This window comes from Janthinobacterium kochi, assembly GCF_051380715.1.
Lineage (GTDB): Bacteria > Pseudomonadota > Gammaproteobacteria > Burkholderiales > Burkholderiaceae_D > Janthinobacterium.
In genome coordinates this window covers 1-16,781 of sequence record NZ_JBNYXO010000006.1, presented here as the reverse complement: position 1 = coordinate 16,781, position 16,781 = coordinate 1, and the positions used below count along the sequence as shown (strand labels likewise).

Annotated in this window: 14 protein-coding genes; 10 read left to right on the top strand and 4 right to left on the bottom strand. The window is 60.4% G+C overall.

The window, feature by feature from the left end; translation table 11 throughout:
• Positions 1-8: 8 nt before the first annotated feature.
• On the bottom strand, positions 9-2,879 hold the full coding sequence (locus ACQ4WL_RS14765) for an insulinase family protein (RefSeq protein WP_436510435.1): 2,871 nt from the start codon (positions 2,877-2,879) through the stop codon (positions 9-11).
• 298 nt (positions 2,880-3,177) lie between these two features.
• Here ACQ4WL_RS14765 and ACQ4WL_RS14760 point away from each other — a divergent pair, with 298 nt between their 5' ends.
• The 6 genes from ACQ4WL_RS14760 to ACQ4WL_RS14735 all read left to right on the top strand — a co-directional run bounded on the left by ACQ4WL_RS14760 (position 3,178) and on the right by ACQ4WL_RS14735 (position 9,376).
• A complete protein-coding gene (locus tag ACQ4WL_RS14760; protein WP_436510434.1) occupies positions 3,178-4,590 on the top strand; it encodes a HAMP domain-containing sensor histidine kinase in 1,413 nt (470 codons plus the stop codon).
• Positions 4,587-5,129 carry a hypothetical protein gene (locus ACQ4WL_RS14755; RefSeq protein WP_436510433.1) on the top strand — a complete coding sequence of 181 codons (543 nt, stop codon included), beginning with the start codon at positions 4,587-4,589 and terminating at the stop codon, positions 5,127-5,129. Before ACQ4WL_RS14760 ends, ACQ4WL_RS14755 begins: the two co-directional genes overlap by 4 nt.
• The gene (locus ACQ4WL_RS14750; RefSeq protein ID WP_436510432.1) at positions 5,126-6,493 is read left to right on the top strand and encodes a sigma 54-interacting transcriptional regulator; all 1,368 of its coding nucleotides are present in this window, start codon (positions 5,126-5,128) and stop codon (positions 6,491-6,493) included. Before ACQ4WL_RS14755 ends, ACQ4WL_RS14750 begins: the two co-directional genes overlap by 4 nt.
• 277 nt (positions 6,494-6,770) lie before the next feature.
• Complete coding sequence (locus tag ACQ4WL_RS14745; RefSeq protein ID WP_076564669.1) at positions 6,771-7,133, top strand: BON domain-containing protein; 363 nt, start codon at positions 6,771-6,773, stop codon at positions 7,131-7,133.
• 213 nt (positions 7,134-7,346) lie between these two features.
• A complete protein-coding gene (locus ACQ4WL_RS14740) occupies positions 7,347-8,336 on the top strand; it encodes a bile acid:sodium symporter family protein (RefSeq protein WP_436510431.1) in 990 nt (329 codons plus the stop codon).
• 182 nt (positions 8,337-8,518) lie between these two features.
• Positions 8,519-9,376, top strand: coding sequence for a hypothetical protein (locus ACQ4WL_RS14735; RefSeq protein ID WP_436510430.1), 858 nt, complete (start codon positions 8,519-8,521; stop codon positions 9,374-9,376).
• A gap of 89 nt (positions 9,377-9,465) precedes the next feature.
• Here ACQ4WL_RS14735 and ACQ4WL_RS14730 read toward each other — a convergent pair whose 3' ends face one another.
• From ACQ4WL_RS14730 to ACQ4WL_RS14720, 3 genes are all read right to left on the bottom strand, one after another.
• Positions 9,466-10,731: a DNA cytosine methyltransferase gene (locus tag ACQ4WL_RS14730; protein WP_436510429.1), complete on the bottom strand. Its 1,266-nt coding sequence runs from the start codon at positions 10,729-10,731 to the stop codon at positions 9,466-9,468.
• A gap of 174 nt (positions 10,732-10,905) precedes the next feature.
• Positions 10,906-12,327: a UdgX family uracil-DNA binding protein gene (locus ACQ4WL_RS14725; protein WP_436510428.1), complete on the bottom strand. Its 1,422-nt coding sequence runs from the start codon at positions 12,325-12,327 to the stop codon at positions 10,906-10,908.
• Positions 12,324-13,556 carry a putative DNA modification/repair radical SAM protein gene (locus tag ACQ4WL_RS14720; protein WP_436510427.1) on the bottom strand — a complete coding sequence of 411 codons (1,233 nt, stop codon included), beginning with the start codon at positions 13,554-13,556 and terminating at the stop codon, positions 12,324-12,326. The genes ACQ4WL_RS14725 and ACQ4WL_RS14720 overlap by 4 nt, the downstream gene beginning before the upstream one ends.
• Before the next feature lie 141 nt (positions 13,557-13,697).
• On the opposite strand from ACQ4WL_RS14720, the gene modA reads away from it, so the two are divergent.
• The 4 genes from modA to ACQ4WL_RS14700 are packed head-to-tail and all read left to right on the top strand — an operon-like array spanning position 13,698 to position 16,659.
• Positions 13,698-14,456: a molybdate ABC transporter substrate-binding protein gene (gene modA / locus ACQ4WL_RS14715; RefSeq protein WP_436510426.1), complete on the top strand. Its 759-nt coding sequence runs from the start codon at positions 13,698-13,700 to the stop codon at positions 14,454-14,456.
• A 19-nt stretch (positions 14,457-14,475) separates the two neighbouring features.
• Positions 14,476-15,147 (top strand): molybdate ABC transporter permease subunit, encoded by a 672-nt coding sequence (gene modB / locus ACQ4WL_RS14710; protein ID WP_436510425.1) that lies wholly within the window; start codon positions 14,476-14,478, stop codon positions 15,145-15,147.
• An 8-nt stretch (positions 15,148-15,155) separates the two neighbouring features.
• A complete protein-coding gene (locus ACQ4WL_RS14705; RefSeq protein ID WP_436510690.1) occupies positions 15,156-15,866 on the top strand; it encodes a sulfate/molybdate ABC transporter ATP-binding protein in 711 nt (236 codons plus the stop codon).
• A 25-nt stretch (positions 15,867-15,891) separates the two neighbouring features.
• A complete protein-coding gene (locus tag ACQ4WL_RS14700; RefSeq protein ID WP_436510689.1) occupies positions 15,892-16,659 on the top strand; it encodes a TOBE domain-containing protein in 768 nt (255 codons plus the stop codon).
• The last annotated feature ends 122 nt before the right edge of the window (positions 16,660-16,781 follow it).

The following is a 16,781-nucleotide window of genomic DNA, read 5'->3' as shown; positions in this document are numbered from 1 at the left end:
TAACGCTCTTAGCTGGCCAGCGCCAATAAATCGACCACGTCCAGTCCTGCCAGGTCTTGCGTCGTGTTACCCGCAAACGCGGCGCGGCTCGGCTGGCCGTTTTTCAGCCAGGTGCGCGTGACGTCCTTGATCTGCGCCAGGGTGCAGGTCAGCACGCCGGTGCGGAACTGCTGGCGTACGGCTTCCGTCGTGCCACGCTGCTGCATATTCCATGCCGTCAGCGCTTCCGCGTACGGCGAGTGCGGTTTGTCGAGACCCTTGATGACGCAGATGATGGCTTCTTCCACCTGCTCTTGCGAGAAATCGCCGTCGAGGATTTGATCGAGCGTCGTGCCGAAGTCGGCGAACGTGCCGGCCAGGCGCGGATCGCGGTAGGAACTCAGGGTGAACGTGCCGGCGCCGGCCGCATAGCTGGCGCTGCCGCCATACGCGCCGCCTTTTTCGCGCAGGGCCGTATGCAGCACCTGGTTCGTCATCAGTTCGGCGGCCACGGCCAGGGCGGAAGCGTCCGGATTGTGCACGCCCGGCACGGCCCAGGAAACGAAACAATGGTTGATCTGGCTCGTCGCATGCAGGGCTGTGTTGGCCAGTGGCAATGCCGCCGGTGCGACGTCAATGGCTGGTGCTGCCGCAGTGGTGCTGGCCGCCGGTAACTCCAGCAAACGGGCCAGGGTGATGCCATCGTGCTCCAGTCCTGCGCACAGCACGGTTGGCGCTTGGGCGATGATGTGCGCGTGCAGGGTGTCGAGCTCGCGCGCGATTTCCTGCAAGCCTGCCGAGGTCTTGCTCAGCTGCTGCAAACGGCGGTAGAACGGCAATGCCGCCGGGCCGCCAACGATGTCGTCGAAGCGGCGCGTGGGCGACAGCGGTGCTGCCGAAGCCAGCATGGCGTAGCGGTTGCCCGATTCGGCCAGGCTGCTCAATTTGTCTTGCACCAGGCTTTCGATCAGGAAAGCCAGACGCTCTTCTTCATCGAAGCGGGGCTTGGCGATCCAGGCCGACAGCACGGCGGCAATCGCCGCGTGTTCTTCGCGCAAGCCGCTGGCCGAGAACGACAGTTCCACGCGCATCGCTTGTTGCGGGCGGGGAATGGCTTCCAGACCGATGTGGAACGACGGCACCATGCTCTGGCGCCAGGCGCTGGCGTCGTCGAACGACATGTCGCCCACGCCCAGTTCCGGCGCCAGGTCCGTGTACAGGCGCAGCCAGGGCCACGACGCTTCCGGCAAGCCAGACACGTCATACAGCACGTTGGCATAGCTGATGCCGTTCGAGGCGATGGAAAACGCCACGGCGCCGTCGACGGCGGGTGGAATCGGCAGGGCCGGGCGCGGCGCGGCGCTGACGTCGCCAGGGCGGATGCGCGGCAAGACTTCCGAATTCGATGGCAGTTGCTGATGCGCTTCCAGCGCGGCCGATTCCGCCACGATGTGTTCGCGCTCGGCATCCGTCAGCTGCGCTTGCAGGGCCGCCAGCTTGGCGTCTTCCTGGGCGGCGCGGTCCGTGAAGTAGGCGCTGTCGGGCACCACGTGCGTCGTCAAACGGGTTGGATTGGCGATCAGTTCGCGCACCAGCTGCTTGAAGAAGGCAGGGTCTTCGATTTGCTGTTCCAGCGTTTCCAGGATGGCCGCATTGTCGAAGGCGTCCATCACGTCGCCGCCATACATGGCCAGCGGCAAGGCGTGCAGCAAGCGGCCCAGGCCGTAAGGCATGCGACCGCTGCTGATTTCGCGCTGGCTGTATTTGATGTCGCGCAAGGCCGCGTGCAGTACGGCGGCGGGAATGCCCTCTTCCGCCGTCTCTTCCAGCGCCGTCCAGATGCGCTGGTGCGCGTCGGCGATCTGTTCCTGCGTCAAACCTTCCATGCCGATGTGGAACACCATCTGGCGGATGCCCGCGTCGCGGCCGTTCATGTCCGATGGGCGGCCATAGCCGGCCGATTCCATGGCGCGCATGACGGGCGCCGACGATTCACCGAGCAAGCCGTGCGACAGCAGATGCGCGTGGTAGTAGGCGATGGGATCGCTCGACTCGCCCATCAACCAGGCGAATTGCAGGCCGAATTCATCGTCGCGCGCTTCCTGCGAAGGAATCTTGACGATATTTTCCTGCGGCGCAGTCCATGCGGGCGCCAGCTGCGGCAAGCGGCGTTCAGAGAAACCGCTGAGCTTGGACAGCACGCGCTCGGCCACCTGCTCTTGCACGGCCGACGCTTCGATATTGCCGGCGGTCATGATCACGGCTTGCGAAGGATGGTAGTGGCTGGCGTGGAATTCTTTCAGCATGGCATGCGTCAGCTCCGGGATGTCGAGCGGATCGCCGCCCGATTCCACTTCATACGTCGTGCCCTTGAGCAAGGCGCTGGCGATGCCGCTGTCGAGCGCGCGCATGGGGCTGTTGAAAGCACCCTTCATTTCATTGAAGACGATGCCCTGGTACACCAGCTTGTCGCCTTCGAACGCATGGCGCCAGCCTTCCTGGCGGAAGTTCAGGTAATCCAGGTTCGGGAAGAAGGCTGCATCGAGGTAGACGTCGAGCAAGTTGAAGAAATCCTTGCGGTCGGTGCTGGCGAACGGGTACACGGTGCGGTCCGGATAGGTCATCGCATTCATGAAGGTGGCCGTCGAGCGGCGCAGCATCGAGAAGAACGGGTCGCGCACCGGGTAGCGCGACGAGCCGCACAAGGCCAGGTGTTCGAGAATGTGGGCGCGCCCGTCGCTCACTTCGGGCACAGTGGGAAAGGCCACCAGGAACACCATCTCAGCCTGCTCGGTATGCATGTGGATATGGCGCATGCCCGTTGCTGGCTCGACATATTGCTCGATGGTTGCCTGCAAGACTGGAATGAAGTTGCTGCTGACTTTTTCAAATGTGCTCATGCGGTATGGGATCTCTTCGGTAGGTGATTCGGATAGTCGGTGGGGCTGCATGACATATGGGGGCAGTTCGGTGCAATGCCAGGGCTGGCTCGCCAGGGCGGGTGCCAGCTTGATGCCTGTATGAAGCTTTTCTCTATTGTACTAGGAGTATCTGCGCGCCGCCGCCGAGGCTTGCTTGTCGGACGCAAAAGCAACAATGTTGTCAAATAGATTATTTATGGACAGGTGGCGCCCCAGGATGGAAGCTTAGCGTACCATGCGCCTTTTCCCCTTGCTGACTGAACCGAAGGCGCTTACCTTGTCCAGACTGTCCTTTCGCCAACTGTTATTTGCCGCCTTCATTTTGACGACGGGCATTTTGACGGCCGCCTCCGTGCAAGCCTTGCTGACCCTGGAGCACTTGGCGCAGTTGGGGCGCGAGACGGCGGCGCAGGCGATTACCCTGACAGAACAGTCGCAGCGTTTGTCCGAGCGCACGCTGGCCATGGAGCGCAGCGCGCGCCAGTTTCTCGTGCTCGATGATCGCGTGTTCCGCGAGCGCTACGCGGCGGCCCGCGACGAAGCGACGGCGGCGCTGCAGTTGCTGAACCGCGCCACTCCCGAGTTCGCTCCCCAGCTGGCCGACGAGTGGATGGTGCAGGCGCAAGCGGCCTGGGAAGTGTTGCAAGCGGGAAAACGTCGCAAGCGCGATGGCCAAGCCGTCGTGTACCGCGCATTCGCCCGCATGACGCAGATCAATGAGAGTCTGGCGCGCGAAAGCAAGACGGAAATCGGCAGCCGCAACGACGCCCTGCTGGCCGAGCTGGAGCGCCAGCGCCGCGTGCTGGGCGTGCTGGTGGGCGGCGCCGTGCTGCTGGCGGCCGTGCTGGCCACCTGCTTCGGCTTCTTGCTGTCGCGCCCGCTGCGCCGCATCGAGACGGCCATCGGGCGCCTGGGCGACAAGCGCTATGACCAGTCCATCGTCGTCGGTGGCCCGGCCGACACGCGCCGCCTGGGCCAGCAGCTCGATTGGCTGCGCCAGCGCCTGGCGGACCTCGACGCGGACAAGGAACGCTTTCTGCGCCACATCTCGCACGAACTGAAGACGCCGCTGGCTGCCCTGCGCGAAGGAGTGGCCTTGCTGGAAGACGAGGTGGCCGGCAAGCTCAGCGATGGCCAGCGCGAAATCGCCGGCATCTTGCAGCAAAACACGGCCTCCCTGCAAACCCAGATCGAAGACTTGCTGCGCTACAATACCGCCGCCTTTGACGCCCAGCATCTGGCGCACAGCAAGGTCGACTTGCTGGTCTTGCTGCAAGATGTGGTGGCCGCGCAGCGCCTGCAATGGCTGGCGCGCCGTTTGACCGTCGAGGTGCAGGGCAAATCCCTGACCGTGCAGGCCGACCGCGACAAGCTGGCGACGGCCCTGGCGAATCTGCTGTCGAATGCCGTGCGCTTCAGCCCGGAAGGCGGCATCGTGCGCTTTACCCTGTCTTGCGAAGGCGGCCGCGTGCGCATCGACTGCACCGACGAGGGCACAGGCGTGGCGCCCGAGGACGCCGCGCGTATCTTCGAGCCGTTTTACCAGGGCGTGCGCCAGGCGGCCGGCGCGCGCAACGGCAATGGCATCGGCCTGTCCATCGTGCGCGAATATATCGCTGCCCACGATGGCAGCGTCACTCTTTTACCGCGCCAGGCTGGCGCGCATTTTCGGATAGAACTGCCCTTATGATGACGAGAATTTCCCTGGCCGCCATGGCTGCCTGCGCGCTGCTGTTGGGCGCGTGCGCCGCCAAACCTCCCACCCAGACGCCCGTGCTGGTGCAAACGCCGCCGCGCGTCGTGGTGGTAGCCGATCCCCAGCTCACCGAACTGCTGGCGTATCAGAGCGCCTTGCGCCTGATGACGCCGTCGGAACTGGTGAAGGCGCAGCTGGAGCTGGCGAAGGCAGATCACGCGCCGCACAACACCGTCCGCCGCGCCATGCTGCAAGCGACCGTGCGCGGTGCCGGCGACCTGGCCCGCGCGCAAGCGCTGCTCGAGCCATTGCTCACGACCACGGGCAAGGATGGTCAACTGCTGGCACCGCTGGTGCAATTGCTCAGCAGCCAATATGCGGAACTGCGCCGCCAGGAAGAGAGTATCGACAAGCTCAACACGCAGCTGCGCGACACCCAGCGCCGCATCGACTTGCTCAATGAAAAACTCGAGGCGCTGAAAAACATTGAGCGCAGCCTGTCCGTGCGCCCTGCCGCGGGAGCGCAAAAATGAGCGAGCACGCCCACATCTTGTTGGTCGACGACGACCCCGACCTGCTACGCCTGCTGACCATTCGCTTGAAGGCGGGCAATTATCGTGTCACTGCCGTGGGCAGCGCGGAAGCGGCGCTGGCGCGCCTGGCCGTGGAATTGCCGGCCCTGGTCATTACTGACGTGCAATTGCCGGGCCGCGATGGCCTGGCCCTGTTCGATGAAATCCGCCGCCAGCATGCGGCCCTGCCCGTCATCCTGCTGACGGCGCACGGCACCATCCCCGACGCCGTCGACGCGACGGCGCGCGGCGCGTTTGCCTACCTGACGAAACCGTTCGATGGCAAGCTGCTCATGGAAAAAGTGGCGTATGCCATCAACTTGTCTACCGTCATGCCGGCGCCGGCGTCCGGCGACGAGAGCTGGCGCGCTGAGCTGATCAGCCGTAGCGCGCAGATGGCCGAGCTGCTGGCCGAAGCCAAGCTGGTGGCGGGATCGGACGCCAGCATTTTGATCCGCGGCCCCAGCGGCACCGGCAAGGAGTTGCTGGCACGTGCGCTGCACAATGCCAGCCGCCGCGCCAAGGCGCCGTTCATCGCCGTCAACTGTGGCGCCATTCCCGAGCAGCTGCTGGAATCGGAACTGTTCGGCCACGTGAAAGGCGCGTTTACGGGCGCCGTCGGCAACCGCGAAGGCTTGTTCCTGGCGGCCGATGGCGGCACCCTGTTTTTAGATGAGATCGGCGACATGCCCCTGCCGCTACAGGTGAAACTGCTGCGTGTGCTGCAGGAGCGGGCCGTGCGCCCCGTCGGCGCCGACCAGACGCGTCCGGTGGACGTGCGGCTCTTGTCCGCCACGCACCGCGACCTGGACGTGGCCATGGCGGAAGGCCAGTTCCGCGAAGACCTGTATTACCGCCTGAACGTGGTGACCTTGACCTTGCCGCCGCTGGCCGAGCGCCGCGAAGACATTGCCCTGCTGGCGAACCATTTCTTGCAGAAACTGGCGGCCAAATACCAGAAGCCCCTGAACGGCTTCGCACCCGATGCCCTCACGGCCTTGGTCAGCGCGCCATGGCCCGGCAACGTGCGTCAGTTGGTCAATGTCGTCGAGCAAGTGTGCGCGCTGGCCACGGCGCCGCTGGTGCCCTTGTCCCTGGTGCAACGGGCCCTGCGTGTGCCGTCGCTCGAAGCGCTCAGCTATAACGAAGCCAAGCAGCGCTTCGAGCGCGACTACCTGATTCAATTGCTGCGCCTGACGGACGGCAACGTGGCCGACGCGGCCCGCCTGGCCGACCGCAACCGCACGGAGTTCTACCGTTTATTACAGAAATACGAGCTGACGCCGGCCCTGTTTCGGGGCGACGGCGACCCTGTCGCTGATTAGCGACAAAAATAAAGTGTTTTAAATCAGGGGCTTAGTCAGAAACATTGATATTGTTGCCATAAGCTGTCGCTGTCCGGCGACAAAAAGCCCTGCTTTTCCGTCCAGATCCGTCGGAAACGCCCTGGAAAAATCGAGTTTGGCTGTAAGTCGTTGATTTTGAATGCAATTTAAAAGCTGGCACGGTGCTTGCTGTATGGGTAGATGTGACGCTTCAAAGTGTTGCTGTTTATTGCTATAGCCAAGTAAGAAGCTTTTAACTTCATTGAGAGGAACTACCATGCAAACATCGAAACTGTTCAATACCCTGGTCGCCGCTATCGTACTGTCGGGCGCCTCGATCACCGCTTCGCATGCCGCTGACTCCGCACCAAAAGCACAAGCTCCTGCTGACACTGTCGTGGCCGCCAACGCCGCCGCTGCCGTCCCCGACGAAACCATCACCTCCTCGGCCAAGGCCGCCCTGAGCGCCGATGCGCAAGCCGCTGCCCTGCCAGTCAAGGTAGCAACCAAGCAAGGTGTCGTCGTCCTGTCGGGCGATGTACCGAGTGCCGAAGCGGGTGACCGCGTCGTGCAGATCGTCGCTTCCGTGAGCGGCGTGAAAGAAATCAAAAACGAGCTGAAAGTCAAAGCCGCCGGTTAATCCCTCGCGCTGTACTTTACTCCGGGTTGCCCTGTCTGCGGACAGGGCATTTTTTTGTCCGCATGGTTTTTTGCCGGGCAGCGATGCCCATGCCGCCAGGCAAGCAGTTGGGCAATACGGGTAGAATAGCCAGCACTGGCGCCGCTCCCGGCGCTGTTTGTCATCCCCGGCACAGCATGCTGTTGCAAGGCTGCGCCGCTACCAGGCTACCGCATGTCTTCTTTTTCTCCCGCCGCCCTGCTGCGCAATCTCAAACCCGACAGTTTTACCGTTGCCCTGCTCATCACCGTGGCGCTGGCCACCTTCCTGCCTTGTACGGGCACGACGGCTGTGGTCTTTGGCAACATCACCACCGTCGCCATCGGCGCCTTGTTTTTCTTGCATGGTGCCAAGCTGTCGCGCGAAGCCGTGGTGGCCGGCGCCATGCACTGGCGGCTGCATCTGCTGGTGCTGGCCAGCACCTTTGTCCTGTTTCCGCTATTGGGTCTGGCCCTGCGCCCGCTGGCGCTGACGTTTCTCACGCCCGACCTGTACATGGGCATTTTGTTCCTGTGCGCGCTGCCGTCCACCGTGCAATCCTCAATTGCCATGACGGCCATGGCGCGCGGCAACGTGCCAGCCGCCATCTGCAGCGCCTCGGCCTCGAATTTCATCGGCATTTTCCTCGCCCCCATCCTGGTGGGCTTGCTGGTGGCCAAGGGCGCGGAAAGCAAGTCGTCGGCGGACGCGGTATTGTCGATTGTCATGCAGCTGCTGCTGCCTTTCCTGGCCGGCCAGTTCCTGCGCCGCTGGATCGGCCGCTGGGTCGACCGCCACAAGGCCACCTTGAAGTATGTCGACCAGGGTTCGATCTTGCTGGTGGTCTACACGGCCTTCAGCGAAGCCGTCAGTGTAGGCCTGTGGCATACGATCTCGGTGGAAACCCTGGTCGCGCTGGGTCTGATCAGCCTGCTGCTGCTGGCGCTGGTGCTGGGCATCTCGACTTTTGTCAGCCGCCGCCTGGGTTTTAACAAGGAAGATGAAATCGCCATCGTCTTTTGCGCCTCGAAGAAAAGCCTGGCCAGCGGCGTGCCCATGGCCAAGGTGCTGTTTTCCACGCGTTCGCTGGGCATGGTGATTTTGCCGCTGATGCTGTTCCACCAGATCCAGCTGATGATCTGCGCCGTGATTGCGCAGAAATATGCAAGGCGCGATGAAACATAGAATATATCTATATGCAAATTTAAATACCTACGTTTTTTCCGTAATTGGCCGTATGAAATTTTTCACTCACTGATGCTATAATTGTAATTTAATTATTAAATAAAAATACAAATAAATTATCGCTATGAACTTAGTATTTCTTGTTAAACTTGTGTAACCATAATCTATATATATAGTCACTAATGTCAAAAAGCCAGAAAACTATTGTTATTGAACGCATCTTTGATTTGCTGTTCGATCCAGCCACGGGTACGTTAAGTAAGAGTATCATCACTGCGAGAGATTTAGAAGATGCGAAGCGTTACTGTAATGAATTTCTTGGTGCAACGATCAAGTTAGACAGTAATCCTTTTAACTTCATGAAGGATATAGTGCGAGGAAAAGCGGCTGCGAAAATTTGGCCTGATCGTATTCGGCAATTGGGATTTGTAGGTGAACAACGAACCGGCGACGGAAATGTATTTGCATTCGTGCCTGTGGTCGCAGGCGTTTCTGAGAGTTTTGATGTTGATTTTCGACCAACAGATGATACGCCTCATTATCAAGTCCAGAGTTTGAGTCTTCCGCTTGCATCGAAGGCACTCGGTCGAACAGACGAATCGTGGCTTTTACAAGTAGCAGTGAATCTTCGAATTATTGAAAGTCATTTTGCCATTGGTGAAAATAGACAAATTGACGCGTTGGAATTAAATCATTTACAAATGGACATTAAGTTGCGAAAAGTCCAGATTGACGCTTTATACCTTGCCAAATGTACCCCTAGCGTTGAAGATCCATCAGGAAGTGTCCTCATAACAGTTGAGGCAAAACAAGGAAATCAACGCATTCTAACTGAACAGATTGCTAGGCAGGTTAGAGCTGGTTTCGAGTCCACTTCAAACAATTTGATTGTTCCTACGGCAATTGCGGCAATTAGAGGTAAAGGGATGTATGTGGTTGAATTCAAAGCGGTACATCGAGACAATATTGCCACGTTCGAAACACCTGTTTTTCATCGAGAAGCTATGTTTATTTTACAACCATCGGTTCAAGGCATATAACTAACTAATATGTTTTGTTAATTTCAGGGGTTTACTTGAAATTGGATAAATTCTTAATAAATAAGTTGAGGTATTCGTTGGCATAGCTTTTATTTATCAAATAAATCAGCAGTTTTGGATGTTTCCGAGATTTTTCTTTCCCGTTGAGCAATAACTGTTCGCAGTACAGAAAAGTAAGACGCAGCCTGACCCATATTCATAGCTAGAAGTGCAGGATCACCTAATTTCATTGCGCCTTTTGGTGGTGTCGGAAGGATGCTTAAGGCTTGCATTATTGCCGATGCAACAGCGCGTCCAAGCAATGGAGGAACGCTATTGCCGATTTGTCTAAACCCATGCCACTTAGTGACATGCATTCGGAACCAATCAGGATATGAGTGAAGGCGTGCCGCCTCGCGTACAGTCAGAACTCGTGGATAAATTGGATGGATTGGACGTGGAGACGTATGCGCTCCTCGAGCACTATCGGTACCGGCACGAAGCGTGTTGCAGACTCCCTCGAGGGACAGCCTTAAGAAGCGACTGATTTTTTCGGTCTGTCCCGGAGCTGTTGCAAGAAACCGGGCTTTAGACGTTTCTGTGTGTTCGGTGATCGCGCTACATGTGAGTTCATTTATTTCGAAAACGCGCTTGTAGCTGTAGTCGGTTGAATCCTTGATCATGCCCCTCAAGCGGCGCGCGTATTCTGAATCGGTTTTCCATTGCAGTTTTACCGAGTCGGAGTTTTCTAGCGCGCGGAATTGATTTGCGTCAGGGATATCTGCTATCGCATCGCCCACGGTCACGGGATCACTAGTCGCTATAGGATACTCCGGTAGCATCTGATCTTTTCGTGCAGCCATTAGGAAAAGCCGTTCTCTTGACTGTGGTACCCCAAATGCGGATGCGTTTAGAACTTTATACGGCATAAGAACGTTATATCCTGCTTCTTCTAACGCTTCGATAAGCTCGGATAGAAATTGTGAATGTTTTCCAAGCGTAAGTCCCTTTACGTTCTCAAAAACACAATATTTCGGTTGAAGCTCGCGAACAAGTCGAACATAGTGAAAAACCAATTGATTACGGTTATCGTCTAGAGCCCGTTTACCTATCATGGAAAAGCCTTGGCAAGGTGCGCCACCAAATACTACATCAATCTCGCGGCTGCCTAGGCCGCTCTGAAAACGAATATCATCACCTGATAGATCGATCACGCTCGCGCAAATCGTTTTTGTTTTGGGAAAATTGTACTCGTGCGTCGCGCAGTGAATCGGATCAATTTCAATAGCCGCAGCAATATCGAAACCTGCTTGCTCAAAACCTAACGATAACCCACCTGCCCCTGCGAACAAGTCGATTCCTATTGGACGGCCCATGTAACTCTCCTTACTTTATACCGATTCAAAAAAACTAACCGCATTTTACTTTGTTGATCGTCGAAAGTCGATCGTTTTCTGAAGTTTCATCGAGGCTTGTGCTGCCTTTGATAGTCGTTCGTATGCTGACGTTTAATGCCGATTTGTAATTATTAATCATGTTCGTCTACCGACCTAGTTAAGTCGTTGCTGTGCCTGCTGCAACCCAGCAACAATCACCGCATACGCCTGCCGCCGGCTCGCCTCGTCTGGCGCGCGCAGCACATACGAGGGGTGATATACGGTCACCACCCAGCGTCCGTCGTGCTGGATCGGCGTGCCGACCAACGGCATCATGGTCGCTGTTGCATCTTGCAACAGGGACTTCAGCGCCGTGCTGCCCAGCGCCACGATCACTTGCGGTTGGACGCGTCGTAGCTCTTCTTCCAGCCAGCCATGGCAGGCGAGGATTTCGCGCTGCGCAGGGGTCTTGTGCAGGCGGCGCTTGCCGCGCGGTTCCCACTTGAAATGCTTGACGGCGTTGGTCAGATAGATGCTGTCGCGTGCCATGCCGGCATCGTGCATCGCCTGGTCCAGCAGCGCGCCGGCCGGGCCGGCAAAGGGCAAGCCCGCCAGATCCTCCTGGTCGCCTGGCTGCTCGCCGACGAGCATGATGCGCGCCTGTGGCGGGCCGCTGCCGGGAACGGCTTGCGTGGCGTGTTGCCACAGTTCGCAGCGGCGGCACTGGTCCAAAGTGGTGGCTGCCGCGCGCGCGGGCTGGGCGCGTTCGGCGGAAATCGGGATCATGGTGGCGCCGCTGCGCTGGCCCACTGTGGCCGTCTGGCCCGTGCGCCGTTCGCCGTTCGCGGCGCCGCTGAGCATGGCGGGCACGATGGCGCCTTCCGGCAGATTTTTCCAGAAGCGCGAGGGGATATGGCTGTGCAGCAAATCCGCATTCACGCGCGCGGGGTTGAAGATGCTGCGGTAATACGTCAGCCACAGGGCTTCGCCCGCGTCATCGATGTCGGCTGCGCCGTTCATGAGCGCCGGTCCGGCGTGCAGGCTTGCGCCATCCCACAACATGCTGGCCGTGGGTGTGGCGATCATCCAGCTGATGGTGCCCATGCGGCGGGCGAAGTGGCGCGCCACTTGCGGTAGCACCTCGTGCGTCGGTTCGAACCAGGCGACAAAGCGGGGTGCGCCCTCGGCCTCGCTGCGTTCGCGAAAACGCACATAGGCATGCATGTCGTGTTCCTCGCGGCGTACGGCCTTGTCCATGGCGTGCAGGCGCGCGCCGTCCGTGTCGGCCGGCGAGAGCACGTCGTGCTGGCCCAGTTGCCAGCGCCACAGCACCTGGTACAGGAAGGCCCAGCGATCATGCACGTTGAAACAGGCGGCGCTTTCCAGCAATTCCACCAGCTGGCGTGGCAGGCGCAGCGGCGGCGCGTTGGTATCCGTTGCATCTGGCGTGGAGGAAAACAGGTCGCCATCGCCGGGTTGCGACTGCCAGGCTACGTCTGCGGGTGCTACGCCACGCGCGATCAATTCCCGCGCGGCCGCGCGCCACTCGTCGAACGATTGCGCGAGCCGCACGACGCGCTCATTGACCTCTTTCATGCGGCCTGCAGCTCCGGCCATAAATTCATCTGCCGGGGCGCTTCTGTCATGGCCCGGCGCAGCTGTTCGGAGGCGGTGGTGTCGCGCGCGGGAAAGTAGTCGGCCGTAATGATGAACGGCGCAATCTTTTTCATGCTGCAGCGCAGGCGCGACAGGTCGGCGTAGCGCACTTGCCGCAGCCGGCGCAGGTCGACGATGCGCTGCGCATTGCGCAGGCCGATGCCGGGCACGCGCGCGATCATGTGCTGCGCGGCGCGGTTCAAGTCCAGCGGAAAATGTTCGCGGTGCGCCAGCGCCCAGGCCAGCTTGGGATCGATATCGAGCGCCAGGTTGCCGCCGCTGGCAGGCAGCAGTTCGCTGGCCTGAAAGCCGTAGCTGCGCAGCAAGAAATCAGCCTGGTACAGCCGGTGTTCGCGCAGCATGGGCGGCGGCGCCAGCGGCACGCTGTTCGGGCTGTCGGGAATCGGACTGAAGGCCGAGTAGTACACACGCTTGAGCTTGTAACTGCCGTACAGGGTCTCTGCCGTGGAGAGGATCTGCTGGTCGTCGCTGGCGTCGGCGCCGACGATCATCTGCGTGCTCTGCCCGGCGGGCGCGAAACGCGGCGAGCGCGGTTCTTCCGCCTTTTCATCGAGCTTGCGGCGGATCGCCCCCATCGCCAGCTTGATCGTGTGCACGCTTTTTTCCGGCGCCAGCTTTTGCACGCTGTCTTGCGTCGGCAGTTCGATATTGACGCTGAGCCGGTCGGCATAGCGGCCCGCCTGCGCGATCAGGGCAGGATCGGCGTCGGGGATGGTTTTCAGATGGATGTAGCCGCGGAACTGGTGTACCTCGCGCAACTCGCGCGCCACCTGCACCAACTGCTCCATCGTGTAGTCGGCTGACCGGATGATGCCGGAGCTGAGGAACAGGCCGTCGATGTAATTACGCAGATAGAAGTCGGCCGTCAGCTTGACCACTTCGGCCACCGTAAACCGCGCGCGCGGCACGTTTGAGCTACGGCGGTTGACGCAGTACTGGCAATCGTACAGGCAGTAATTGGTCAGCAGCACTTTCAGCAGCGAGACGCAGCGCCCGTCCGGCGTGTAGCTGTGGCAGATGCCCATGCCGGAGGTGGCGCCAAAGCCGTCCTTGCCGATGGAATCGCGTTTTGGCGCCCCGCTGCTGGCGCAGGACGCGTCGTACTTGGCCGCATCGGCCAGGATTTCCAGCTTGTCCGTCAGTTCCATGGGGTGCCTCGGTATACTGTGTTTATATACAGTATAGCAGGGAATCGACCTTATGCTGCCTTGACTTGCGCCATGGCAGAACGCTATATATGAGTGTATATTACGGTCCTTGTTCACCGTTCACTTTACAAGGATACGATCATGCGCCTCACCTCCCTCGCCAAACTCATCAGCGTCGCCCTGCTCGCCACTGCCGCCTCGTCCGCCTTTGCCGGCGAAGTGGTGGTGTCGGCCGCGGCCAGCCTGACGAATGCGTTCAAGGATGCGGCGCAAAGCTACGAGGCGCAGTATCCGGGCAGCAAGGTGTCCTTGAATTTCGCCGCTTCGGGCGTGCTGCTGCAGCAGATCGTCAAGGGCGCGCCTGTGGACGTGTTTGCCTCGGCCGACCAGGAAACCATGGATGCGGCGCAAAAGCAGGGCCTGGTGCTGCCGGCCGACCGCATGGACTTCGTCGGCAACAGCCTGGTGCTGATCGTGCCGCACGATAGCAAGCTGGGCATCAAGAGCTTGAGCGACCTGACGCACAAGGGTGTGACCCGCGTGGCCATCGCCAACCCGGCCAGCGTGCCCGTTGGCCGCTATTCGGAAGGCGCGCTGAAGAAGGCGAAGTTGTGGGAGGCCGTGCAGGCTAAAGCTATCGGCACGCAGAACGTGCGCCAGTCGCTCGATTACGTGGCGCGCGGCGAAGTCGATGCGGGCTTTGTCTACGCCACCGACGCGGCCATCATGAAGGATAAAGTCAACGTCGTGCTGGACGTGCCGTTGGACGCGCCCGTGCTGTACCCGATCGCCACCATCAAGGGCAGCAGCAATGCCGCCGAAGCGAAGCGCTTCGTCAGCTACCTGCAGACGGCGCCGGCGCAAGCCATCCTCGCCAAGTATGGTTTCAAGAAGCCCTGATTTTTAGGTAAGCACCTGCATGGATATCGCCTGGACCGCGCTGGCCCTGTCGCTCAAAGTAGCGGCCTGGGCCACGGCGCTCAATTTGTTGCTCGGCATCGGTACGGGCTATCTGCTGGCGCGCACGCGTTTTCCCGGGCGCGAGCTGCTTGACGCCCTCCTGACCCTGCCGATGGTGATGCCGCCAACCGTGCTCGGCTATTACTTGCTGGTGCTGCTGGGCCGGCGCGGCACCTTGGGCATCTGGCTGCAGGACAACTTCGGCATCAACCTCATCTTTACGTGGCAGGGCGCCGTGATCGCCTCCACGGTGGTCGCCTTTCCGCTCGTCTTCAAGCCGGCGCGTGCCGCCTTCGAAGCCGTCGATGGCCAGCTGGAGCAGGCGGCCCGCGTGCTGGGCATCTCGGAAATGGCGATTTTCTTCCGCGTGACCTTGCCGCTGGCCTGGCGCGGCATCCTGGCCGGCGTGTTGCTGGGTTTTGTGCGCGCGCTGGGCGAGTTCGGCGCCACCCTGATGGTGGCCGGCAGCATTCCCGGCAAGACGCAGACCCTGTCGGTGGCCGTGTATGAAGCCGTGCAGGCGGGCCAGGATGACGTGGCCAATACGCTGGTCTTGATTACCTCCTTGGTCTGCATCGTGGTGCTGCTGTCGGCTGGCCGCCTGGCGCCCGGGCGCATCGCGCACAAATGAGGCCTATGATGACGCCCATGCAACTCGACCTCGACATCCGCGCCACCTTGCGCTCCGGCAAACGCCGCTTCGACATGCACGTGCAATGCACCTCGAACAGCCAGCGCATCGCTGTGTATGGCCCGTCCGGCGCCGGCAAGAGCATGACCCTGAAAGCCATTGCCGGCCTCATTACGCCTGACGCGGGCCATATCCGCCTGAACGGCCGTACCCTGTTCGATTCCGCCGCTGGGATCAACCTGCCGCCGCAGCAGCGCAAAGTCGCTTACCTGTTCCAGGATTACGCGCTGTTCCCGCACCTGACGGTGCGCCAGAACGTGGGCTTCGGCTTGGCGCGGGGCTGGTTCAACCCGCGCGCGCGCGAAAAATTGCAGAAGGTCGAGCATTGGCTAGACGCGTTTCACTTGCAGGAACTGGCGCACCAGTTTCCCGACGAGTTGTCCGGTGGCCAGCGCCAAAGGGTGGCGCTGGCGAGGGCGCTCGTGGCCGAACCAAACGCGCTGCTGCTCGACGAGCCGTTTGCTGCCCTCGACCCGGCCTTGCGTGTCAAAATGCGTCTGGAACTGAGCCAGTGGCAGCAGCGCCTGGACGTGCCCATGATCCTGATCACTCACGATCCGGAAGATGCGCGCATCCTGGGCGAACATGTGCTGTACTTGCGCGACGGACAGATCGATAACAGGGAAGAACACATGGCATTGGGTGAACGCATTGGATAAAATTGGCCTGCAAGGCTCGGTATGGATGACGGTGGGTGGCGAGCACCTGGGCGGCGCCGGCAGGGTGGAATTGCTGGGCGCCATCGCCGAGTGCGGCTCCATCACGCAGGCGGCCAAACTCGTCAAGATGAGCTACAAGGCTGCCTGGGATGCCATCGACGCCATGAACAACCTGGCTGGCGAGCCGCTGGTCGAGCGCTTGACGGGCGGCAAGGGCGGCGGCGGCACGCGGCTCACGCCACGGGGGCGCCAACTGGTCGACAATTTCCGTATCATCGAGCGCGAGCATGCCCGCTACCTGCGCCAGTTGGGCAGCCAGGCGGAAGGCATCGCCGACGATCTTTTACTCATACGGAGAATGGCCATGAAAACCACGGCACGCAATCAATTCCTGGGCAAAGTGGCCGAACTGAAACAAGGTGCCGTCAACGATGAAGTCACCCTGGCATTGCCCGGCGGCCAGCATATCGTTGCCATCGTCACGCAGGGCAGCAGTGCAAGCCTGGGCCTGGTGCCGGGCGCGGAAGCGTTCGCGCTGATCAAGGCCTCGTCGATCATCCTCGTGGCGGACAGCGAAGGGGCGCGCTTTTCCGCGCGCAACCAATTGGCCGGGCTTGTGACGCGCGTGCAGACGGGCGCCGTCAACACGGAAGTGGTGCTGGACTTGCCGCGCGGCGGCACGATTGCCGCCATCATCACCAACCAGAGCAGCACCGAGCTGGGCATTGAGATCGGCAGCAAGGTGACGGCCATCTTTAAAGCGTCCAGCGTGATTCTGGGTGTGCCGGCGTAAATTGCGTAGATACTGTTATCCCCGTCAAGCGGCGTGCAAGGTAGGATCAAATATTTTTCCCGACCTGAGCACGCCGAATGCCACGTGCACCAGCTTGCGCATCATGGCGCCGATGATCAGCT